Raw genomic sequence first — 21294 nt, 5'->3', positions numbered from 1 at the left:
GCCCTCGTTCCAGTACACGCCGTCCCGGGCCGGCCCGCATCCCGGCCGGTCGCCCTTTTTCAGTGTTCGTGCAGGAAGGCCTTGAGGATCACAATGACCAGGCCGAGCACCAGGTTGACGACCCCCGTGACGATCACGCGCCGACGGGAGCCGCCGGCGCGGACCTCCGCCGCGCCGGCCCAGCCGATCTGTTCGGCCAGAGCGACGGCGAGGGCGAACCAGACCGTCCCCTCCAGATCCAGCCCCAGCAGCGGGCTGACGGCCACGGCCACGGCCGGGGGCACCGCCGCCTGGACCATCGGCCACTCTTCGCGCGACACGCGGCTGACCACGGCCCAGGACGGATGCCGGTAGGTCTCCCGCTCGCCGACGAGGCGGGAGTAGACGTGTGCGACCCAGAACACCAGACCGGTGACCAGCAGGATCAGTACGAGGCCCACCCGGCGGTACGGCCCGAGTGCCCCGGTGCCGGCCACCACGGAGGCGGCCAGGAGCGCGCCGTAGACCGCGCCCCCGAAATCGGTCCGCGGCTGCTCCGGCCGGCGCCGGCCCCGGCCGTCCGCTGTGTCGTCCGTGTCGGCGCGGCCTGTCACGTCCCCAGGATCGCCGGGGACGTACCGGTGCGCACGACAGGCGGGCGGGCCGGGGGAGCGACAGGCGCCCCTGCGGGTGTCGCCGGGTCGTGCCCCGGGGGAGCGCACTGCACGATGAGGGCTCGGCACGGGAGCGTCCGCCGGAGGAGAACGTCATGCGGAGCGGCACGAGGACGGCAGGGCAGGGACTGCGGACACCACGCGTGGCCGCGGTGGCGGGCATCGTCTCCGCACTGCTGCTGGGTGCGGCCATCGTCCTGGTGCGCCTGGCCGTGCCCGAGCATCCCCAGGACGCCGCGGACTGGCTCGGCGACACGTCCCGGCGCAACAGCCTGAACACGGCGCTGGCGATGGTGCCGTTCGCGGGGGTCTTCTTCCTGTGGTTCATGGGCTGCTTCCGCGACTACGTCGGCGCGGCGGAGGACCGGTTCTTCGCCACGCTGTTCCTGGGCAGCGGGCTGCTGTTCGTGGCGACGCTGTTCGTCCTCGCGGCGACGGCGGGCAGCCTGCTGGCCGTGACCGGCTTCGCGACGCGGCCTCCCGCACCGGGCAGGGACGAACTGTGGCAGTACGGGCGCCACCTCGTCCTCACGCTGCTGTCCGGCTACTTCACGCGGATGGCCGCCGTGTTCGTGCTGTCGACCACCACGATCGGGCGGCGCCTGGGCGTCTTTCCGCGCTGGCTGTCCTGGCTCGGCCACCTCGTGGCACTGGTGCTGCTCTTCTCCGTCAGCAGCACCGGCCACCTCGAACTCGTCTTCCCGGTCTGGATGCTGGCCGTCAGCAGTCACATCCTCGTGAAGTCCCTCACGGGCGCGGCCCCGGTGCGTCCGGGGCCTTCAGACGCAGGGTGAACCAGATGGTCTTCCCCCGGTCGATGGGCCGGGTGCCCCAGCTGTCCGCCAGCGCGTCGACGAGCAGCAGACCACGGCCCGACTCGTCCCCCGCCTCCGCGAGCCGCGGCTGAGGGGGCTGGAGACTGCGGTCGGTCACCTCGACGGTGAGTTCGTCCGGGCCCCTGCGCACCCGCAGTTGGATCGGGCCGGAGGCGTGGCAGATCGCGTTGGTGAGGACTTCGGAGGTCAGCAGCCGGGCGTCGTCGAGCGCCTCGGTGCAGTTCCACGCGGCGAGGGTGACGGCGAGGAACCGCCTGCCGTCGGCCGCCGCGCACGGCTCCGACAGCAGCTCGGTGCAGGCCCAGGCGAGCGGGGCGGGCGGCAGCTGGACCAGGAGCAGGGTGACGTCGTCGTAGTGGCCCGTGGTGTCGGGCAGGAGCGCCGCGAGGGCCCGGTCCGCCGCCTGTTCGAGACCGCAGGCGGAACCGAAGGAGTGGCTCAACTCCGAGGCGAGCGCGGTGATCTGCTGCTCGATGTCGGTGGCGGGGGTCTCGACGAGGCCGTCGGTGTAGAGCGCCAGCGTGGACCCGGGCGGTACCGCGACGACCGCTTGCTGATGGGGGACGTCTCCGACGCCGAGGGGAACGCTGATCGGTACGGCGATCGGACTGACCTGGTGGTCCGGGGCTGCGAGGAGTGCGGGCAGGTGACCGGCCGAACAGATCGCCATCTGGCCGGCGTCGGGGTCGATCACCAGGTAGCTGCAGGTGACCAGTTGGTCGGGCAGATCGGCCACGATGGTGTCGAGCGCCTGCATGAGCTGCCGGGGCGGCATCCCCGTACGGGCCAGGGCGTTGGCCGCGGACCTCAACTGCCCCATCACGGCGGCGGCTTCGAGGCCCCGGCCCATCACGTCCCCGATGAGGACACCGACCTGACCGCCTCCCAGCGGGACGAGGTCGAACCAGTCCCCTCCCACGCCGGCACCCTGGGTGGCGGGCAGGTAGCGACTGGCGGAGTGCAGGCCGGGGACGTCCGGCGGGGTGCCCATGAGACTGCGCTGCAGGGTCAGGGCGACGTGCCGCTGCTGCTCGTAGAGCCGGGTGAGTTCGGCCTCGGCGCGCTTGCGCTCGCTGATGTCGCGGACGATCGCACAGGCGCCGATCACCGTGCCGACCGCGTCACGGGTCGGCCAGAGCGTGACGTCCACGTCGAGCAGGGCGCCGGTGTTCGTCACCCGGAGCGTCTCGAAGTGCTCGACCTTCTCGCCCCGGCTCAGCCGCTCCATCAGGGCGTCGACCTCGTCCTTGCACGCGGGCGGAGCGAGCAGGGACACGTGCCGGCCGACCGCCTCGTCCGCCGTGTAGCCGTAGAGCTGGTGGGCGGCGGCGTTCCAGTAGGTGATGCGGCCCTCAAGGGTCTTGGCGAGGATCGCGTCCTGGGAGGACTCCACGAGGGACGCCAGCTCGGTGATCCTCCGTTCGACGGCCTTGCGATCGCTGACATTGCGCACCGCCGCGGAGAAGAGGAGGCCGTCGGGGGTCTCGAGGGGGCTGAGGCTGATCTCGACGGGGAATTCGTGCCCGTCCTTGCGCAGTCCGTAGAGTTCGAGACCGGCTCCCATGGGGCGTACTTGTTTGTTGCTCGCGTAGTCCCGGCGGTGGGCCGAGTGCTGGTGCCGGAAGCGCCGGGGCACGAGGATCTCGACGGGCCGGCCGAGCAGTTCCTGTCGGCAGTAGCCGAAGACGGCCTCGGTCTGGGCGTTGACGAGTTGGATGACTCCCGTGTCGTCCACGATGACCATGGCGTCCGGGGCCGACTCCAGCAGCCCCTGGAAACGGGCCTCGGCCGCCCCGTGTTCGTCGTGGCTGCAGTTCTCTGGCATGGGGACCGGCTCCTTCTGGTCGGAAAAATAGATCCCAGCACCGGTGCATGACCCTGGCGTATGCACGCAGGTCGATTGCTCGTCAACGGCCCCGGTTGACCTGCTCTGATGCAGAAATGGGAGAAAGTCGAGCGGTCTGTGCGTGCTCTTGACCGGCCCGTGTGCCGGGCTTTGCGACGGGGCCGGGCAGCCCGCCGGGCAGGGCCCATCGGCACCTTGGCCGGTGCCGTCCGCCGGGACGAGGGTGGAAGTGCCGGTGGATTCCGGCATCGGAGAGGGAGGCCCGGGATGAGGAACACCCCGCGCACGGTCGGCGACGTGATGACGGAGACGGTCGTGGCGGTCAGCCGCAGCGCCGCCTACAAGGAGATCGTCAAGACGTTCGCGCAGTGGAAGGTGAGCGCCGTGCCGGTGGTCGAGGGCGAAGGCCGTGTCGTCGGCATGGTCTCCGAGGCCGACCTGCTGCCCAAACAGCAGTACAAGGACCGCGACCCCTCCCGCCTGGAGCAACTGCGCCACCTGGACGACCTGGTCAAGGCCGGGGCCGGGACGGCCGGGGAACTGATGAGCACCCCGGCCGTCACCGTCCGCGGATACGAGACCCTGGCGGAGGCCGCGCGCGTGATGGCCCGCGAGGGCGTCAAGCGGCTTCCCGTCGTGGACGGGGACGGGCGGTTGACGGGCATCGTCAGCCGCAGCGACCTGCTCATGGTCTACCTGCGCGACGACGAGGACATCGCCCACGAGGTGCGCGACGAGATCGTGGACCACTTCTTCCGCAACTGCAGGTCCACGGTCGACGTATCGGTGACGGAAGGCGTGGTCACCCTCTCCGGACGGCTCCCCGACGGGGCGATGGTGCCGGTCATGGCCAGGCTGGTACGGGACGTGGAAGGCGTCGTGAACGTCGAACTGTGCCTCGAAGCAGCCCCGGCCAGGCACAGGATCCCCGAACCGCCCGCCGTCGGACCGCAGTTCTGACACCGGAGGAGCGAACCATGTCCGAGGCGGCGACTCCCCGGCAGGGCCGGGTCCTTGCCGGTTACGACGGCTCCGAGCCCGCCCTGCGGGCCCTGGACCGCGCCGTGGACGAAGCAGTGCGCCGCGGTACCGAGCTGGAGATCCTGTGCGGGTGGCCCTGGGGACGGCACCTGGTCCCCGAGTCCGTGATGAGGTGCGGTGACGGCCAAGTCCTCTACGAACAGGCCAGGTCCGCCATGCACCGGGCCGTCTCACGGGCCCACCGGGGTGCCCCCGGCTTGTCCGTGGTCCCCACCCTGACCACGGAGTCCCCCGCCCGCGCGCTCGTCCGGTCCGGGCACTCCGCCGGCCTGACCGTGCTCGGCAGCCGGGGGTACGGCGGATTCACCGGGCTCCTCCTGGGCTCGGTCACCCTGCGGGTGGCCGCGCACACCGCGAGCCCCCTGCTCGTCGTCCGCGACGTGGTGCGGCGCATGCGGGGGACCGTGCTCGTCGGCATCGAATCGGACGCCGACACCGACGCCCTGCGCTTCGGCTTCGAGGAGGCGGTACGGCTCGGTGCGGAGTTGCTGGTGCTGCACGCCTGGCAGTACCCCGCCTCGCCCGGCATGCAGCCCGCCGGGCCGCTCTTCCGCGACGACGTGCGCCTGCTGGCCAAGGCGGCCGAGGACGTTCCGGAGTCCGCGGTCGCGCCCCTGCGCGACGAGTACCCCGGGGTCGAGGTCCGTACCGAGGCCCTGTGCCTCGGGGCCGGCCACGCGCTGACCGAGGCGAGCCGGGAGGCGGACGTCGTCGTCATCGCCGCCCACCGCGCGAGCCGCCGCCTCGGCCTGCAACTGGGGCCGGTCACGCACGCGGTGCTGCACCACGCGCACTGCCCGGTGGCCCTCGTCCCGACCGGCTGAGACCACGGCCGGTGTGCGGGGCGTCGGCGACGGGGCGTCACTTCCTGTCGTAGACGGTCACGCGCCTGCCGTTGGTCTGGGTTTCGTGGCTCTTGCGGAAGTACCGGTCCAGGACCTGCTGCTTGGTGCGCTCCCGGGCCGTCCCCGGTGGCCGGGCGACGGCATAGGCGTCGGTGACGAGGACGATGCGGGAGCGGCCGAGCATCGCGGTGCGGATCTTCTCGGGCGGGAGTTCGAGGCCCTTGAGGGTGCCGGACTCGGTGGGGGTGCGGTCCAGGGCGATGTCGTCCAGGCCGTCGAACGCCCAGGGGGTCACCAGGGCGGTGTCCCGGCGGGCGGCCGGCAGGAAGAGGACGGCGTCGCCCGGCCGCGCGTAGTGCGCCACCTCGTGGGCGACGGGCACGACGTCGTCGACGCGGCTGAAGGAGGTGCGCTGCCGGTTCTCCATCGGCGCCAGCAGGACGACGGCCGTGCACGCGGCCATGGGGATCAGCAGCCAGGGCTGCGCGAAGCGGCGGGCGGCGGCCGCCCGGACCGCGGCCGCGCCGGCGGCGCCCAGCAGCAGCGCGAGGCCGATGCAGGTGTGGAGGACGTACCGGTCGAGGTAGAGCGGCTTGACGGCCGAGACCGCCAGCAGCGCGAGCTGTGGGACGGCCAGCAGGGGCAGGGCGAGGCGGGCCGGGGTGAGCGGGCCGGTGCCGCGGTGCGGGATGCGGGCGCAGGCGGCGCCGATGATCAGCAGCACGGCGGGCGCGAGCAGCGTGGACCAGCCGAGCGGGCGGATCCAGGAGACCTGGCCGGACTGGGCGCGGCTGGCCAGGATCAGCGGCAGCGTCGCGGCGACGGCGACGGCGGCTGCCGTCGCCCAGCGGCGCAGCACGGCCCGGTCGGCGCGGACCAGGACAAGGGTGAGGGCGTGGGCACCCAGGGCGAACAGGGAGAACCAGTTGAGCAGCGCCGTGATCCACACGGTGGCGCCGTATGCGGCCCACAGGGTCCGGCGTCCCGGCCGGCCGAGTGCGGTCACCAGCAGCCAGGTCGCCGCGGCGACGCCGGCGGTGACCAGGGCGTAGGGGCGGCCCTCCTGCATGTACGTCTGCACGGCGGGCAGCAGGGCGAGGACGGTGCCCGCGCAGATCCCCGCGACGGCACCCGCCAGCCGGGCGCCGATGAGCGCGGTGAGGGCGGCGGTCGCGGTCATGGCCAGGACGGAGGGCAGCCGCAGGACGAGGACGCTGTCGCCGAAGAGCTCGAAGAGCCCGTGCATGAGGAAGTAGTACAGGCCGTGGACGAGGTCGACCTCGCCGAGCATGTGCCGGATCTCCGGCACCGAACGGTGGGCGGCCTGCCAGGTGGCCGCCTCGTCGCGCCACATGCTCCCGTGGCGCGTGACGCCCCACAGACCGAGCCCGAGCGTGACCGCGGCCGGCACGAGCGGGACCAGCCACGCCGTGGTGGCCCGTCCCGGCAGCCGGCGCGAGGCCGTCGGTGCGGACGGGACGCGGCGGTACAGCCGCCGTGCCACGAACGCGGTGAGGGCGACGGCCAGGGCCAGCAGGACGGCGGTGTCGAACCACTGGAACGTCCAGAAGTCACTGCCGGGGTACGCCTTGACGAACGTGCCGGTGAAGCCGTGCCTGCTCATGCACGCCGCCGTGTCCCCGCCCTCCCCGAACCGGCAGACCGAGGCGGGCGCCTCCCGGCCGGCGGAGGTGAGATATCCCCAGCCCGACCACCAGGCACCCTCGGGTGAGCCGGGGGAGGCATCCCCCTCGGCGGTGTACGTGTGAGGGGAGAACACCGAGGTGTGGACGGTGTGGAGCACCCAGCGCACCCCGAGGACGCCGACCACCGTGGTGATCATGGCGGGCAGGGTGCGGCGCAGCAGCAGCCCGGCGGCGGTGCCGAGAGCCAGGCCGAAGAGGGCGGCGGCCACGGCGCCCGGACCGGTGGCGTAGAGCACCGCGGGGTCGTACCACGTGAGGCCGTAGACCTTGTTGGCGGCCGGCTGCCACCACCAGGCCACCAGGAGCGCGAGCAGCCCCGCGGCGAGAGCCGTGCCGGCGGCGGCGACGGCCAGGCGCGCCAGGTACCAGCGGACGCGGCCCCCGGCAGCGGCGGGCAGCCGTCCGGGAGCGGTCTCCAGCACTCGGGCGATCATCGGCGCGCCCCAGAAGGCGCCGGCCAGGGCGGGGAGGGCGATGCCCACGGCACCCAGCGCCTGCAGCCTGCCGTCGTGCTTGAAGGCACGTTCCGCCAGTCGTACCGGTGAGCAGCCGGCGCCCTCGGCGTGGCAGGCGGCGATGGTGGAGAGCAGGGCGTCGCGCCCGTATGCCGTCCAGAGCGCGCATGCCAGAAGGAGGGCGGCGAAGCCGGTGATCACCAGGCGCTGTCCGCGCCAGGGGGAGGGCAGGGGACGGCAGGCGGCGGTGTCGGCGCTCACGATCGCGCACTCCTTCACTCACGGCCGGGCTCCGCTGTCCCGCTGGTCAACCGGATGCCAGGATTCCGGCCGAAGGGCCAAACCGTCAAATCGCCCTAAAAGCGAAGAAGGGGAGGTGAAGAAGGTCGCCATTCATCCGACGCTGATCGCGTCGAGTTTCGCCCGCAGGTACCGGTGGGAGTCCACCGGCTCGTACGCGGTCCTGCCGACGGGGGAGGGCAGCGACTCGACGCGGGTCCCCGGATCGCACTCGTAGAAGTACACCAGGGACAACAATTCCTCCGTGGGCGTGTCCGCGGGCGGCGGCAGCACGCGGTGGCGGCCCGACCGCCAGCGGTCCCCGGTCCAACGCGCCATCAGATCGCCGATGTTGACCGTGAGCGCCTGCGGATCGTACGGAGCGTCCTGCCAGCCGTCCTGCTCGGTGAACACCTGCAGCCCGCCCTTGCCCTGCTGCCTGTCCAGGACGGTCACGGTGCCGAAGTCCGTGTGCGGGCCGATCCGGAACTGGCCCGGCTGCGCGGCACCCACCACGTCCGTCCCCGGATACCAGTTGATGTTGAAGCCCCAGGTGGGATGCCCGGTGTGGCGGGTGAACAGATCCGGGGGCCCGTCGAGGGCGACCGCCAGCAATTCCAGCAGCAGATCCGACAGCGACCGCATCTGCGCCAGGTACCGTTCCACCAGCGGCCGCAGCCCGGGTACCCCGGCGGGCCAGACGTTCGGCAGGAACCACTCCGCGTCCACCAGCGGATCACCGGTCGGGGTGTCGGAGGCGAAGGACCAGGACTCCTTCAGGTCCGGCGGAGTCCGCGTGCCCTCGGCGTAGCCGTTCGCCTCGGCCCCCGGCCCCAGCCAGCCGCGCCCGCCGACCCGCACCGCGTACGGGGCCTTGACGTCGGCCGGCAGACGGAAGAACGCCCGGGCGGCGTCCCGGATGCCGGTCCGCAGTGCCGCGTCCACGCCGTGCCCGGTGACCAGCAGGAAGCCGGCGTTCTGCAGAGCTTCGTCGACCGTCCGCGCCACGGCGGCACGGGCCTGCGCCGTGCTGTGCCGCCATGGGCGGAGGTCGACGGTCGGAATCCTCGCACTGGCCATACGGTTCCTGTCCCCGGCCGCTGTCACGCGCCTTGTAGGTGGCGGGCAGCAGTTTCGCGTGCCGCGAGGATCCCGGCAAGAGGCCACCCGAGGGGTTTCACAGCAGGAGCTGCCTCACCAGGAACGGCGTTCCCGCCGCGGCGAGGGCGATCCCCGACAGCCCCCAGGCCAGGGCGGTCCGGGCGAGCCGCCCGGAGGCGCGGGCCGGAGCCGTCCCGAGCAACGCCCCCCACTTCTCGGTCTCTTGCCGCTCGCGCCGCCGCAGCACCCCGGCGCGTACGGAGAGGGCCGACGCGACCGCTGCCCCGACCGCGGCCGTGGCCCCGGGAACGAGCCACGGGGTCTGCGCGAGCAGCAGGAGCGTGACGGCGGCGAATGTGCACCATCCCGTCAGGCAGGCGAGGGCGGCGGCCCGCCGGGCAGGCGGCCGGTCGTCGCCGGCCCGCAGGTCGGACAGGGCGGGCAGGTACCAGACACAGCCGGCTGCGCCGATCACCGCGGCGCTCAGGGCGAGGAGAGTCCGGGGCATGAGTTCCTCCTCGTCCTTCAGCGGCCCGTCAGTTCGGCCGCGGCGATGTCCGGCCGGTGCAGGTCCAGCGCAGGGGACTCGGAACGGATGCGCGGCAGACTGGTGAAGTTGTGCCGCGGCGGCGGGCAGGAGGTCGCCCACTCCAGGGAGCGGCCGAAGCCCCAGGGATCGTCGGCCTCGACCTTCTTGCCGTACTTGGCGGTCTTCCAGACGTTGTAGAAGAACGGCAGCAGCGACAGGCCCAGCAGGAAGGAGCCGATCGTGGACACCGTGTTGAGCGCGGTGAAACCGTCCGAGGCGAGATAGTCGGCGTACCGGCGGGGCATGCCCTCGACGCCCAGCCAGTGCTGGACGAGGAATGTGGTGTGGAATCCCACGGTGAGCGTCCAGAACGTGATTTTCCCGAGGCGCTCGTCGAGCATTTTGCCGGTGAACTTGGGCCACCAGAAGTGGAATCCGGCGAACATGGCGTAGACGACGGTGCCGAACAGCGTGTAGTGGAAGTGGGCGACGACGAAGTACGAGTCGGAGACGTGGAAGTCCAGCGGCGGTGCGGCCAGGATGACGCCGGTCAGGCCGCCGAACACAAAGGTGATCAGGAATCCGGTGGCCCACAGCATCGGGGTCTCGAAGGACAGCGAGCCCTTCCACATAGTGCCGATCCAGTTGAAGAACTTCACACCGGTCGGGACCGCGATCAGGAAGGTCATGAAGGAGAAGAACGGCAGCAGCACACCGCCCGTGACGTACATGTGGTGCGCCCACACGGTCACCGACAGACCCGCGATCGAGATGGTCGCCGCGATCAGGCCGATGTAACCGAACATCGGCTTGCGCGAGAACACCGGGATGACCTCGGAGACGATGCCGAAGAACGGCAGGGCGAGGACGTACACCTCCGGATGCCCGAAGAACCAGAACAAGTGCTGCCACAGCAGCGCACCGCCGTTGGCCGGGTCGAAGACGTGCGAGCCGAACTTGCGGTCCATCTCCAGGGCGAACAGCGCGGCGGCCAGCACCGGGAAGACCATCAGGATGAGCAGGGCGGTCAGCAGCACGTTCCACGTGAAGATCGGCATACGGAACATCGTCATGCCCGGTGCGCGCATGCAGATGATGGTGGTGATGAAGTTGACGGCGCCGAGGATGCTGCCGAAACCGGAGAGCGCCACCCCCATGATCCACATGTCCGCGCCGACGCCGGGGGAGTGCACGGAGTCCGACAGCGGCGCGTACGCGAACCAGCCGAAGTCGGCGGCACCCTGGGGCGTGAGGAAACCGGCCGCCGCGATGAGCGACCCGAACAGGAACAGCCAGAAGGCCAGCATGTTCAGCCGGGGGAACGCCACGTCCGGTGCGCCGATCTGCAACGGCATGAGCCAGTTCGCGAATCCCGTGAACAGCGGCATCGCGAAGAGCAGCAGCATCACGGACCCGTGCATCGTAAAGGCCTGGTTGAACTGCTCGTTCGACATGATCTGCGTGCCGGGGCGCGCGAGTTCCGCGCGCATCAGCAGCGCCATGAGGCCGCCGATGATGAAGAAGACGAAAGCGGAGACGAGATACAGCGTGCCGATCTGCTTGTGATCGGTGGTCGTCAGCCATGCGACGGGCGTGCTGCGGGGCTTCCGCCCGGCCACCGGCCCGATTTCCCGATGCTGCGCCTCGGCCCTGTCGTCTCTGTGCGTCCCGATACCGTCCACAGGCCACCAACTCCAGCTGTGCCAAAGAGAATTTCCGGGCCGGAGATCTCCGGCCCGGATCATGATCAATGGCGTGCCGCGGTCGCGGACAGGGCCGGGGGTCCCCGGCACAGGGCCGAACGGCCCCACTTCCTGCGGTGAATGCCTCGGGAATCGACGGTGATTCAGATCATCGACTGCAAGGCGGGCCGGAATCGAATGGCGATGAGCAGCACGACGACTGCGTACCACGTGACCGGTACCGCCCAGTGGAATTCCAGGACTCCGCGGACCCATGCTCGCGGAGCCGGAATGATGCGGTGCCGGAGGCTGTGCACGACCGAGTACCAGAACAGGGCGATGGTCGCCGCCCAGGTGAGGCAGCACCACAGACAAAGAGCCCCGATGGAATAGAGCGCCTGGCCCATCAGCCACATGCAGAAGGCGGCACCGGCGAGCCCGCCCAGGTTCAGGCCGATCCAGCACCACCGGGGGAACCGGGCGCCGGCCAGCAGCGCAATGCCGCCCGCGACCACGAGCGAGTACGCGGCCACTCCCAACAGCGGATTGGGCAGCCCGAACAGCGAAGCCTGATCGCTGCGCATCACGTCCGTACAGGACAGCACCGACCCGACGTTGCAGGCGGGGCGGAACGCCGGGTCCTCGGACAGCCGGATGCTGTCCGCCATGATGACGGCCGAGGCGAGGAGCCCGAGGCCGCCGGTGACGACCATGAGCCAGGAGAACCTCCGGCCCGACCCGACCGGGGCGGGCCTTCGGCGAACGGCCCGGCCCGAGCCCGTCGTGGGGAACGTCCGCGCCTGTTCCGGCTGCCGGCTGCTGTCGGTCGTGTGCCTGTTCATGGCGTTCGATCCTGCCCGCCCCGGTTCCGGACACCATGGGCCGAACGGCCCCCGGCGGGCGGTGACCGGCCTTCCCTCATCCATGCAGCCGCCCCGACCACCGCGGCTCCACCGTCTCCCACTCCGCCTCCCAGCGGGCGTACCGCCCGCGGTTCAGCGCCCCGACGAGCGCTGCGCGGGTGCTTCCGTACGCCAGGACCAGACCCGCCGCGGTCAAGCAGGCGGCGAACCAGCCGGCCGTCAGCGCTTCGTCGCGCTGCATCGGCGGCTTCGCCGGCCGTCCCGCGCGGTCCACCCAGATCCGTACCGTGCTGCCCTCGGCCGATCCTGCGGGGACGTCCGCCGTGCCGGTCCGTACCGCACCCGACGCATCCGTCCAGCGGACGGGCGCCCGTTGCAGGCTGTCCCCGGTGGTGGAGTGGCCCTTCGCATCCGCGGTAACGAGCGCGGCGATCCGGTGCCGCTGCGCCGACTGCGCGTGCAGCGTGCGCATCTGGGAGGCGTAGACGTCCTGGGCGACCAGGAACGGGGCCGTCGGCAGAGCGAGGAACAGGAGAACGAGGAGACACGTGCAGAGCCACGACTGGCATCGGTCGGAACGCCGTCGCAGCGGGTTGGCCGCCCGCATGCGGAAGCGGTGCGGGAGGGGCCCTGTGCGGGAGCTGCCTCGTGCGTTCATCCTCTGCCTCCCGAGCGGGAAGTCGTCCGGTCCGGCTCGTGCGTCTCCACGGTCGGCCGTCGGGAGGGCGCGGTCATGGGGCCGAAGGGCCTGCTGCGGGGCCGCGCGGTCCCGCCCGACGGGCACGCCGGGCACGGTCGCCGGGACCAATGGGCCCTGGCCGGCGGAGCGGAGGGGCGAAGATCGGGGCCGTTCAGCCCTAGCCGCGCCGGCGCGGACCGTGCCTGACTGGTGCCATGGCACAGATCTCCATCCCGCACGATGTCCTGCCGGGTCCGCCGACCACGGTGGAGCTGTCCCGGCCGGAGGCGCTGAAGCTGCTCCGGGGCGCACGGATCGGGCGCCTGGTCTTCAGCCACCAGGCTCTGCCTGCCATCCGGCCGGTCAACCACGTCCTCCTGGACGGCCAGGTCGTCATCAGGACCCACACCGGCGCAGCCATGCTCGGCCCGGCCCGGGACGGTGCCGTGGTGGCCTATGAGGCCGACGAGCTGGACACCGAGACGTGCACCGGATGGAGCGTCGTGGTCACGGGCGAGGCGCACCTGGTGCGGGATCCCGCGGACCAGCAGCGCTACCGGACAGCGCTCGAGCCCTGGATCGGCGAGGAGATGGATCACGTGATCACCATCAGCCTCGACATGGTCACCGGCTGCCGCATCACCTGATGCGGTGAGGCGGAGGACGCGCAGGAGGTGACGGCAGTGACCGGCGACCGGAGGCCGGAGCGGCTGCCGCGCCCGGTCTACGAGCGCGAGCTGCTGCGTCTCCAGGGCGAGTTGGTGGCGCTCCAGGAGTGGGTACGGGCCGAGGGCCGACGGCTCGTCGTGGTCTTCGAGGGGCGTGACGCAGCGGGCAAGGGCGGTGCGATCCAGCGGGTCACCGAGCGGCTGAACCCGCGGGTCGCCCGGATCGCCGCGCTGCCCGTGCCGACCGACCGGGAGCGCACGCAGTGGTACTTCCAGCGCTACACGGCCGAGTTGCCGGCCGCCGGGGAGATCGTGCTGTTCGACCGGAGCTGGTACAACCGTGCGGGCGTCGAGCGGGTCATGGGCTTCTGCACGGAGGAGGAACATGCGCGGTTCCTGCGCCAGTGCCCCGTCTTCGAGCGGCTCCTCGTCGAGGACGGGGTCATGCTGCGCAAATACTGGTTCTCGGTGAGCGACGCGGTGCAGGAGCAGCGGTTCCGCAGCAGGCTGGAGGATCCGACGCGGCGCTGGAAGCTGTCGGCGATGGACCTGGAGTCGATCACCCGCTGGGAGGCGTACTCCCGGGCGAAGGACGAGATGTTCGCGCACACCGACATCCCCGAGGCGCCCTGGTACGTCGTCGAGGGCGACGACAAGCGTGCGGCCCGCATCAACATGATCGCTCACCTGCTCTCGACGGTTCCGTACCACGACGTCCCCCGGCCCGCCCTCGAACTCCCGCCCCGCCCTCCCTCCACCGGATACCGGCGGCCCTCCCGTGATCTGCAGACCCTCGTCCCAGACCGGGCGGCCCGGCTGCTCCGGTGAGGAGACATCTCACCAGTACGGGACGACGGCGACCGGGCAGTGCGCGTGCTTGAGCACGGTGCTGTCGACCATGCCCGGCCGGGGCCCGGGTGAGCCGTGCGGGCGTGCGCCCTGCACGAGCAGGTCCGACTCCGCGGAGGCACGGAGCAGGGCCGTGTGCGCCGGTCCGCCGACGGGGCAGGTCAGCAGGGGCACGTCGGGGTGGGCCCAGGTCGCCGACCGGAGGGCCTCGTCGGCCTCGTGCTCGCGCCGTTGCCGATCGTCGCCCCGCGGGTCACCGCCGGTGCCGGACCAGGCGAACACCGTTTCCACCTCGCACCGTCGCAGTGCCGCCTCGGCGAAGGCGAAGGAGACGGCCGCCTCTTCCGGGTGCTTCCTGCCGATCCCCACGGTGATCCGGTGTTTCCGGCCGTGGACGTTGTCCGGGCGGCCGCGGACGACGACGGCCGGACAGTGCGCGTGAGCCGCGACCGCCGTGGCCACTGGGCCCAGGAACAGCGAGCCCACCCCTCCTCCCTTTCCCCGGTGCCCGACGACGACAAGAGATGCGCTGTGCGAGGCCTCCAGCAGGACCATGGCGGCTGCTCCCCCAACGGATTCGGCCGTCACCTTGAGCCGGGAGTCGCGCAGCGCGGCGCGGTCGGCCGCGAGGGCGCAGACCTCGTCGGCCTGCGCCGGGGAATGCCCGGAGTGCGGACCGTCCGGGCCTGCGTGGAGGATCCACAGGGGCAGTCCGCGGAGGACGGCCGCGTCCGCCGCCCAGTCCACTGCCTCCAGACTCGCGCGGGATCCGTCGGTGCCCACGACGACGGGAAGGTCCATTGCTGCCACCGCCTTCAGGTCCTGCTTGCCGGTCCGCTTCCACGATCGGCCGCGTTGCGCCGGCGTGCCAGAGGCGAGCGGCCTTGTCCCGAGGGCCTGTTGGCCGCTTTCGGGCGGCAACCGGCCCTGGCGGAGCGGGAGATCTGCGCCTCAGCGGTCGAGCAGTCGCGTGCGTGCCGCCCGGAGACGGCGGCCGATGACGGCGGCGACATGGGTCAGCAGAGCGTGGTCGAGCAGCGGGTCGTGCTCGCACAAAGCACGGACCGGGGCCGCCTCGAACTCCCAGGCCCGCACGGGGCTGACGGCTTCGGCGCCGAGGTGCCACTCATGGGGCGGGCACAGCCACGACCAGCCGAGGAGTCCGCCGGGCCCGATGCTGTCGACGACCGCGGCCGGGCGGCCCGGCACCCGGAGGTCGAGGCGGACCGTCCCGGTGTGCAGGATCCAGAACCGGTCCGCGTCGCCGTCCTCCTCGAAGATGCGCGCCCCCACGGGGAACGACACCTCGCGCGCGAGGGCCATCAGAGCCCGCTCCTGGTCCGCCGAGAGGTCGGCGAAAACCCCGGTCCTGGCCATGTGCGCTTCCTCCTGCCCGGCCGCCCCGCGACCACGTGCCCGATGCCTCCCCGTCGGCCTCCAGCCTCCGCCGGTCCCGGTGCCCACGGGGCGGGCCGACCGGGCCCGATGCGGCAGGCGAACGGCCCTCGCCGGGCGCATTCCGGGCCCGGACCGCCCGGTGCCCCGCGGGGTGACCGGAGATCTTGGGCATACCAGGGCGTTCCCTGCGCCGGGGCTCGGTACGGTTGCACCAGGGGGAGGTGGATGCGGATGCAGGTCGGAGGAGGCGCGTTGAGGAACGCCGGGCAAGAGCCGGTGCGGCTGCCGCAGCTCAAACTGGACGAGCTGCTGGAGGAGCTGCAGGCGCGGCTGGACGCGGCCCGGGGTACCCGGGACCGGGTGCACAGCCTGCTGGAGGCGGTGCTCTCGGTGGGGCGCGAGCTGGACCTGGAACACGTGCTGCGGCGCATAGTCGAGGCGGCCGTGGTGCTGGTGGACGCCCAGTTCGGGGCCCTGGGTGTGATCGGCCCGGACGGCAGCACGCTGTCGCAGTTCCTGACCGTGGGCCTGGACGACAAGCAGATCAAGGCCATCGGCCCGTACCCGGAAGGACACGGCATCCTCGGCGAGCTGATCCGGCGCCCGGAGCCGCTGCGTCTGCCCAAGATCTCCGAGCACCCGGCCTCGTACGGCTTCCCGCCGAACCATCCGCCGATGCACAGCTTCCTGGGCGTGCCGATCCGGGTGCGCGACGAGGTCTTCGGGAACCTGTACCTCACCGAGAAGCGCGGTGGCGCCGACTTCGAGGACGAGGACGAGGCGGTGCTCTCGACGCTCGCCGTGGCCGCCGGCGTGGCGATCGACAACGCCCGGCTGTACGAGGAGTCCACGCGGCGCGAGCGCTGGCTGCGGGCGAGCTCCGAGGTGACCACGCGCCTGATGTCGGGCAGCCCGTCGGCGGACGTCATGGTCCAGATCGCGGAGCTGGCCAGGGAGATCACGCGTGCGGAGCTGGCCACCTTCTCCGTGCCGCTGGACGGGGGCTCCGCGCTGACCGTGGAGGTCGCCGTGGGTGCCAGGGCCGACGAGCTGCGCGGTCTGGTCCTGCCGGCCGACAGCTCGCTGGTGGGTGTCGCGTACGACGCGGGGGAGCCGGTCCACAGCCGCGACATCGACGGGGACCCGCGCGCCCTCGCGGCCACGCGGGTCCTCGCCGGGCTCGGACCCGCGGTGGCGGTGCCGGTCATGTCGGGGGAGATCGTGCGAGGTGTGCTCTTCCTGGTGCGCGCCGCCGGCCGGCCGGAGTTCTCCGAGGAGGAGACCGGGCCGCTGCTCACGTTCGCCGGGCAGGCGGCCCTGGCGCTGGAGCTGGCCGAGCGGCGTGCGGACGCCGAGCAGCTGGTGCTGCTCGAGGACCGTGACCGGATCGCCCGCGACCTGCACGACCTGGCCATTCAGCGGTTGTTCGCCACGGGGATGACGCTGCAGAGCGCCGACCGGTTCATCGACCATGCCGAGGCGTCGGAACGGGTCCAGCGGGCCGTCGACGACCTGGACGAGACGATCAAGATCATCAGGTCGGCGATCTTCGGCCTGCGCTCGCGGGACACGGCTCCCCAGCACGGTCTGCGCACCCGGGTCGTCCAGAAGACGGGCGAGGCCGGCCGGATCCTGGGCTTCGCCCCCAGCCTGCGGATGGAGGGCCTGCTGGACACGCAGGTGCCCCGCGCGGCCGCCGAGGACGCGGCCGCCGTGCTGGAGGAGGCCCTGGCCAACGTGGCCCGGCATGCGCACGCGACCTCCGTGGACGTGTCCGTCGTCAACGCCGGCGGGCAACTGGTGCTGAGCGTCGCCGACAACGGTGTCGGCATCCCCGAGGGCGGACGGCGCAGCGGGCTGCGCAACCTCGCCGAGCGTGCCGAACAGCACGGCGGCGTCCTCGAGTTCAGCACGCCGGCCGGCGGCGGCATGGTCCTCACCTGGCGGATCCCGCTCACCGGCTGACAGCGGGCGGGAGCCCGTGGCGCCGTGCGGTCAGGCCCGGGTGGCCTCGCGCCGCGGGGCGGCGGCCGGGGCGGGGGCGCCGACGGGTGCCGCTCCGCGGGTCAGGAGCAGGCTGAGGAGGGCGAGTGCCGCGCAGAGGGCCATGCTCAGGAACATCGGGACGGCGGTGTCCTCGCCGCCGAGTCCGACGAGCGGTGCCGTCACGGCGCTGAGCGCGCTCTGCAGCGTGCCCAGGACGGCCGAGCCGGACCCGGAGGCGTACGGGACCCGGGCCATGGCCAGGGCTCCGGCGTTCGCGGTCACCAGGCGCATGCCGATGAACACCAGGCACAGCAGCACCATGGTGAGCGGCAGGGTCAGGGCCCCGGCGAGGGAGACGGCGCACAGCGCCGCGGTGCAGACGACCATCGTGCAGAGCCCGGTGCGCAGGAGGCGGCCGGGGCTGCAGCGGCCGACGAGCCGGGTGCCGGTCATGCTGGCGAGGGTGCCGATGACGCCGATGCCGGCGAAGGCGAGGGAGGCGTGACCGACGCTCAGGCCGAGCACCTTCTGGAAGAGGAAGGCGGAACCGGCGATGTAGGAGAAGAGCATGGCGAAGGTCAGGCCGAAGGAGAGCGTGTAGCCGAGGTAGGCCCGGTCGCCGAGCACGCCGCGCATGGCACGGAAGGTGGCCCGGGGACCTCCAGCGTGCCGCTTGCCGGCGGGCAGGCTCTCGGGGACGAAGAGGGCCGCACCGAGCAGCGCGAGGGCGGACACGCCGGCCAGCACCCAGAAGACGCCGCGCCAGCCGGTGGACTCGGTCAGCAGCCCGCCCGCCATGGGGGCGACGATCGGACCCAGGCCGGTGAGGGTCATCAGGGTGCCGAAGAGCCTGGCCGCCCGGTCGCCCGAGGCGACGTCGGTGATCACGGCGCGGCCGACGACCACGCCGGCCGAGCCGCTGAAGCCCTGGACGAAGCGCAGGGCGACGAGCGCGCCGAGGGAGGGCGCGAGGGCGCACAGGGCCGAGGCCGCCACCATCACCGCGGCGCCGGTCAGCAGGGGCACCCGGCGGCCGAACCGGTCCGAGAGCGGGCCTATGAGCAGTTGTCCCAGGCCCATGCCCAGGAGGAAGGCGGTCAGCGTCAGCTGGATTCCCGAGGCGCTGCTGTGCAGCTCGCCCGTCAGGTGGGGGAAGGCGGGCAGGTACATGTCCGTGGCCAGGGGGGTCACGAAAGCGAGCAGCCCGAGGGCCGCGGTGAGCCAGAACATCGAAATCTCCCGGAGGGGCCTCCGGCGGACGGGCGGCGCCTGGTCGGTGCAGGGCCGCGGCCGGGAAGCACGGAGTGCATGTAGTTATGTATCTATAACTAAAGCTAGCATGGCTCCATGACCGAGCAAGAGCCCCGCCCCGCTCCCGACGCATGCCTGACCGAGGCCAAGGCACTGACCCCGGCCCTGCACTCCCTCTCGCGCGTGCTGCGTCTCCGCCTCCGCGGCACCGAGGAAGTCGGCCTCCAGCCCCTGCCGCCCGCCGAGTTCGAGGTGCTGCGCACCGTCCTGGACGAGCCCGGCATCGGCGTCGGAGTCCTCGCGCGGCGGCTCGGCCTGCACGCCAGCAACGTCAGCACCACCGTCCGCGGCCTCGTCGGCCGTGACCTGCTCGTCCGTGAACCGGATCCCGCCGACCGCCGCGCCGTACGGCTGAAGCCCACGGCCAAGGCCCGCGCCGACCTGCGCCGTGTCGAGGAGAACTGGGCGAAGTCCTTCGCCGCCGCGCTCGGGGGGCTTCCGCAGGAGCAGCGGGCGGCGCTCGTCGCGGCCCTGCCCGCCCTCGAGGCGCTCGGGGTTGCGCTGCAGAAGTCTCCGCAGTCCGCATGACGGGATGCGGCAGGGGGTGCTGAGGGAACGTCCCGCTTCGAGGAGCGGGCCGTCAGCCGGTTGCGGGCGCCACCGGGCAGGCCTCGGTCAGCGGTGCCCGCGCGGGTGCTCCTCGCCGCCTGCCGCCTTGGCCGCCTCCGTGGCGATCACGGCGGCCTGGATGCGGCGTTCCACGCCCAGCTTGGCGAGCAGCCGGGAGATGTGGTTCTTGACCGTCTTCTCCGAGAGGAAGAGCCGCTCACCGATCTGACGGTTCGTCAGGCCATCGCCGATCAGCGCGAGGATGTCGCGCTCGCGCGGGGAGAGGCCCGCCAGCCGCTCGTCCCCCGGCTCGTTCCCGGCGGTCTTCTCCCCGCGCAGCGTGGTCATCAGGCGGGCGGTGGTGGTCGGGTCGAGCATCGACTGGCCGGTGGCGACCGTGCGGACGGCGGCCACGAGGTCGGAGCCCTTGATCTGCTTGAGGACGTAGCCGGCGGCCCCCGCCATGATCGCGTCGAGCAGCGCGTCGTCGTCGTCGAACGAGGTGAGCATCAGACAGGCCAGGCCGGGCATGCGCGACCGCAGCTCGCGGCAGACCGTGATGCCGTCGCCGTCCGGCAGCCGCACGTCCAGCACCGCGACGTCCGGCCGGACGGCCGGACCCCGGGTGAGCGCCTGGGCGATGGTGCCGGCGTCGCCGACGACCGTGATGTCCTCCTCGGCGTCCAGCAGATCCTGGATGCCCCGCCGGACGACCTCGTGGTCGTCCAGCAGGAACACCCGGACCGGCTGCTCGGCCGAGAACGTCCTTGGCTCGTCCACAGCTCCCGGCTCCTGTCGGCTCGGTCCCGTGCTCCGTGCACGTCTCCTGCTTCCGAGGATGGGCCAAAGCGGCACAAGCCGCCATGGGCCGGTCGGCCCACCCGGTGGGCCCCGGCGGCCCGCTGTCGGTCCCTACCGGCCCCTGCCGCACGGGAAAAAGGTGGCCGACGCTGGCAGAGTCCGGCACCTCAGTCCCCAGGACACCGAGGAGACAGCCATGTCCGCTGCGACCACCGCCCGCAGGACCCGGGTCCTGGTCGGCTTCGACGGCTCGGCACGCGCCCTGCCCGCACTGGACCGGGCGACCGACGAGGCCCTGCGGCGCGGGGCCACTCTGGAGATCCTGTGCGGCTGGCCCTGGGGCAGACAGCGGTCGCCGCACATGGCGATGGCGCCCGGCGGGCCCTCGCTCCAGGAGCTGTCCCGCGTCTCCCTGGACCGGGCCGTCGCCCGCGTGCACGGCCGCGCCGCCCGCCTGCCCGTCGTGCCGACGCTGACCACCGAGCCCGCCGCCCGGGCCCTGGTGCTCTCCGGGCACACCGCGGCCCTGACCGTCGTCGGCACCCGCGGCCACGGAGGCTTCGGCGAACTGCTGCTGGGATCGGTCACCCTGCGGGTGGCGGCGCACTGCCTCGGCCCCCTGCTCGTCGTCCGCGGTTCGACGGGCAACGAGCGGAGCTGCGTCCTGGTGGGCCTGGAGTCGGAGGCCGACCTCGGTGCGCTGCGCTTCGGCTTCGAGGAGGCGGCCCGCCGCGATGCGACCCTGCGCGTGCTGCATGCCTGGCGCTACCCCGCGGTCCCGAGCATGTGCCCCCCGGCGTCGTTGCAGTGGGACGACGTGCAACTGCTGGCGAAGGCCGCCGAGGCCGTCCCGCAGTACGCCGTCGCCGCCCTGCGTCCCGAATATCCCGGGGTCGACGTCGACACGGTGGCCATGTGCCTCGGCGCCGGGCACGCGCTCACCGAGGCGAGCCGGACGGCTGACCTGGTCGTCGTCTCCGCCCACCGCCGCGCCCGCCGGCTCGGCCTCCAACTCGGGCCGGTCACCCACACCTTGCTGCACCACGCGCACTGCCCCGTGGTGCTCGTGCCGAACGGGCACGGCCCGACGGCGTGACCCGCCGCCGGGCCCAAGGTCCCCGCCGCGCCGGGACCTGAGACCCGCCGCCGGCGCCCCGGAAGGGGACCGGTCGGCAGGCTGCCGGACCCCCGGCGGCCCTGGGCCCGGCCCGGAGTCT

Annotated in this window: 20 protein-coding genes; 8 read left to right on the top strand and 12 right to left on the bottom strand. The window is 72.4% G+C overall.

Annotated features, from left to right (window positions below; all coding sequences use genetic code 11):
• Nucleotides 1–59 precede the first annotated feature (59 nt).
• On the bottom strand, nucleotides 60–593 hold the full coding sequence (locus tag ACLHRZ_RS30860; protein ID WP_490421873.1) for a hypothetical protein: 534 nt from the start codon (nucleotides 591–593) through the stop codon (nucleotides 60–62).
• Nucleotides 594–748: 155 nt separating this feature from the next.
• Between ACLHRZ_RS30860 and ACLHRZ_RS30855 the strand changes: the two genes are divergently transcribed.
• Nucleotides 749–1447, top strand: coding sequence for a hypothetical protein (locus ACLHRZ_RS30855; RefSeq protein WP_490421872.1), 699 nt, complete (start codon nucleotides 749–751; stop codon nucleotides 1445–1447).
• Here ACLHRZ_RS30855 and ACLHRZ_RS30850 read toward each other — a convergent pair.
• Nucleotides 1401–3314, bottom strand: coding sequence for a PAS domain S-box protein (locus ACLHRZ_RS30850; RefSeq protein WP_490421871.1), 1914 nt, complete (start codon nucleotides 3312–3314; stop codon nucleotides 1401–1403). The genes ACLHRZ_RS30855 and ACLHRZ_RS30850 overlap by 47 nt on opposite strands.
• A gap of 288 nt (nucleotides 3315–3602) precedes the next feature.
• Between ACLHRZ_RS30850 and ACLHRZ_RS30845 the strand changes: the two genes are divergently transcribed.
• Both ACLHRZ_RS30845 and ACLHRZ_RS30840 read left to right on the top strand, forming a co-directional pair.
• Nucleotides 3603–4295, top strand: coding sequence for a CBS domain-containing protein (locus ACLHRZ_RS30845; RefSeq protein WP_490421870.1), 693 nt, complete (start codon nucleotides 3603–3605; stop codon nucleotides 4293–4295).
• Between the two features lie 17 nt (nucleotides 4296–4312).
• Nucleotides 4313–5200, top strand: a complete 888-nt coding sequence (locus ACLHRZ_RS30840) for a universal stress protein (protein ID WP_490421869.1) — start codon at nucleotides 4313–4315, stop codon at nucleotides 5198–5200.
• Nucleotides 5201–5237: 37 nt separating this feature from the next.
• On the opposite strand, the gene ACLHRZ_RS30835 is transcribed toward ACLHRZ_RS30840, so the two are convergent.
• From ACLHRZ_RS30835 to ACLHRZ_RS30810, 6 genes are all read right to left on the bottom strand, one after another.
• Nucleotides 5238–7643 carry an ABC-2 membrane transporter-related protein gene (locus ACLHRZ_RS30835; protein ID WP_490421868.1) on the bottom strand — a complete coding sequence of 802 codons (2406 nt, stop codon included), beginning with the start codon at nucleotides 7641–7643 and terminating at the stop codon, nucleotides 5238–5240.
• A gap of 132 nt (nucleotides 7644–7775) precedes the next feature.
• Nucleotides 7776–8741 carry an isopenicillin N synthase family dioxygenase gene (locus ACLHRZ_RS30830; RefSeq protein ID WP_490421867.1) on the bottom strand — a complete coding sequence of 322 codons (966 nt, stop codon included), beginning with the start codon at nucleotides 8739–8741 and terminating at the stop codon, nucleotides 7776–7778.
• Nucleotides 8742–8838: 97 nt separating this feature from the next.
• Nucleotides 8839–9270, bottom strand: coding sequence for a hypothetical protein (locus ACLHRZ_RS30825; RefSeq protein WP_490421866.1), 432 nt, complete (start codon nucleotides 9268–9270; stop codon nucleotides 8839–8841).
• 17 nt (nucleotides 9271–9287) lie between these two features.
• A complete protein-coding gene (gene ctaD, locus ACLHRZ_RS30820) occupies nucleotides 9288–11036 on the bottom strand; it encodes an aa3-type cytochrome oxidase subunit I (protein WP_490421865.1) in 1749 nt (582 codons plus the stop codon).
• Nucleotides 11037–11137: 101 nt separating this feature from the next.
• Nucleotides 11138–11815, bottom strand: coding sequence for a vitamin K epoxide reductase family protein (locus tag ACLHRZ_RS30815; protein ID WP_490421864.1), 678 nt, complete (start codon nucleotides 11813–11815; stop codon nucleotides 11138–11140).
• 76 nt (nucleotides 11816–11891) lie between these two features.
• Nucleotides 11892–12494 carry an Rv1733c family protein gene (locus ACLHRZ_RS30810; RefSeq protein WP_490421863.1) on the bottom strand — a complete coding sequence of 201 codons (603 nt, stop codon included), beginning with the start codon at nucleotides 12492–12494 and terminating at the stop codon, nucleotides 11892–11894.
• 236 nt (nucleotides 12495–12730) lie between these two features.
• Here ACLHRZ_RS30810 and ACLHRZ_RS30805 point away from each other — a divergent pair, with 236 nt between their 5' ends.
• On the top strand, nucleotides 12731–13162 hold the full coding sequence (locus tag ACLHRZ_RS30805; RefSeq protein ID WP_490421862.1) for a pyridoxamine 5'-phosphate oxidase family protein: 432 nt from the start codon (nucleotides 12731–12733) through the stop codon (nucleotides 13160–13162).
• 27 nt (nucleotides 13163–13189) lie between these two features.
• On the top strand, nucleotides 13190–14011 hold the full coding sequence (ppk2, locus tag ACLHRZ_RS30800) for a polyphosphate kinase 2 (protein ID WP_490421861.1): 822 nt from the start codon (nucleotides 13190–13192) through the stop codon (nucleotides 14009–14011).
• Between the two features lie 9 nt (nucleotides 14012–14020).
• Here the strand turns inward: ppk2 and ACLHRZ_RS30795 are convergent, their stop codons facing one another.
• Complete coding sequence (locus tag ACLHRZ_RS30795) at nucleotides 14021–14833, bottom strand: universal stress protein (RefSeq protein ID WP_490421860.1); 813 nt, start codon at nucleotides 14831–14833, stop codon at nucleotides 14021–14023.
• A gap of 150 nt (nucleotides 14834–14983) precedes the next feature.
• Nucleotides 14984–15409, bottom strand: a complete 426-nt coding sequence (locus ACLHRZ_RS30790) for a cyclic nucleotide-binding domain-containing protein (RefSeq protein WP_490421859.1) — start codon at nucleotides 15407–15409, stop codon at nucleotides 14984–14986.
• Between the two features lie 252 nt (nucleotides 15410–15661).
• Here ACLHRZ_RS30790 and ACLHRZ_RS30785 point away from each other — a divergent pair, with 252 nt between their 5' ends.
• The gene (locus ACLHRZ_RS30785) at nucleotides 15662–17395 is read left to right on the top strand and encodes a sensor histidine kinase (RefSeq protein WP_490421858.1); all 1734 of its coding nucleotides are present in this window, start codon (nucleotides 15662–15664) and stop codon (nucleotides 17393–17395) included.
• A gap of 30 nt (nucleotides 17396–17425) precedes the next feature.
• Here the strand turns inward: ACLHRZ_RS30785 and ACLHRZ_RS30780 are convergent, their stop codons facing one another.
• Complete coding sequence (locus ACLHRZ_RS30780) at nucleotides 17426–18646, bottom strand: multidrug effflux MFS transporter (RefSeq protein ID WP_490421857.1); 1221 nt, start codon at nucleotides 18644–18646, stop codon at nucleotides 17426–17428.
• Nucleotides 18647–18763: 117 nt separating this feature from the next.
• Here ACLHRZ_RS30780 and ACLHRZ_RS30775 point away from each other — a divergent pair, with 117 nt between their 5' ends.
• Nucleotides 18764–19255, top strand: coding sequence for a MarR family winged helix-turn-helix transcriptional regulator (locus tag ACLHRZ_RS30775; protein ID WP_490421856.1), 492 nt, complete (start codon nucleotides 18764–18766; stop codon nucleotides 19253–19255).
• Nucleotides 19256–19342: 87 nt separating this feature from the next.
• Here ACLHRZ_RS30775 and ACLHRZ_RS30770 read toward each other — a convergent pair whose 3' ends face one another.
• Nucleotides 19343–20056, bottom strand: coding sequence for a response regulator (locus tag ACLHRZ_RS30770; protein ID WP_490421855.1), 714 nt, complete (start codon nucleotides 20054–20056; stop codon nucleotides 19343–19345).
• A 217-nt stretch (nucleotides 20057–20273) separates the two neighbouring features.
• On the opposite strand from ACLHRZ_RS30770, the gene ACLHRZ_RS30765 reads away from it, so the two are divergent.
• Nucleotides 20274–21173, top strand: coding sequence for a universal stress protein (locus ACLHRZ_RS30765; RefSeq protein ID WP_490421854.1), 900 nt, complete (start codon nucleotides 20274–20276; stop codon nucleotides 21171–21173).
• The last annotated feature ends 121 nt before the right edge of the window (nucleotides 21174–21294 follow it).

It is taken from the genome of Streptomyces sp. AM25 (assembly GCF_058146165.1).
The sequence above is the reverse complement of the archived record's forward strand: the minus strand, read 5'-3'. Positions and strand labels throughout refer to the sequence as shown.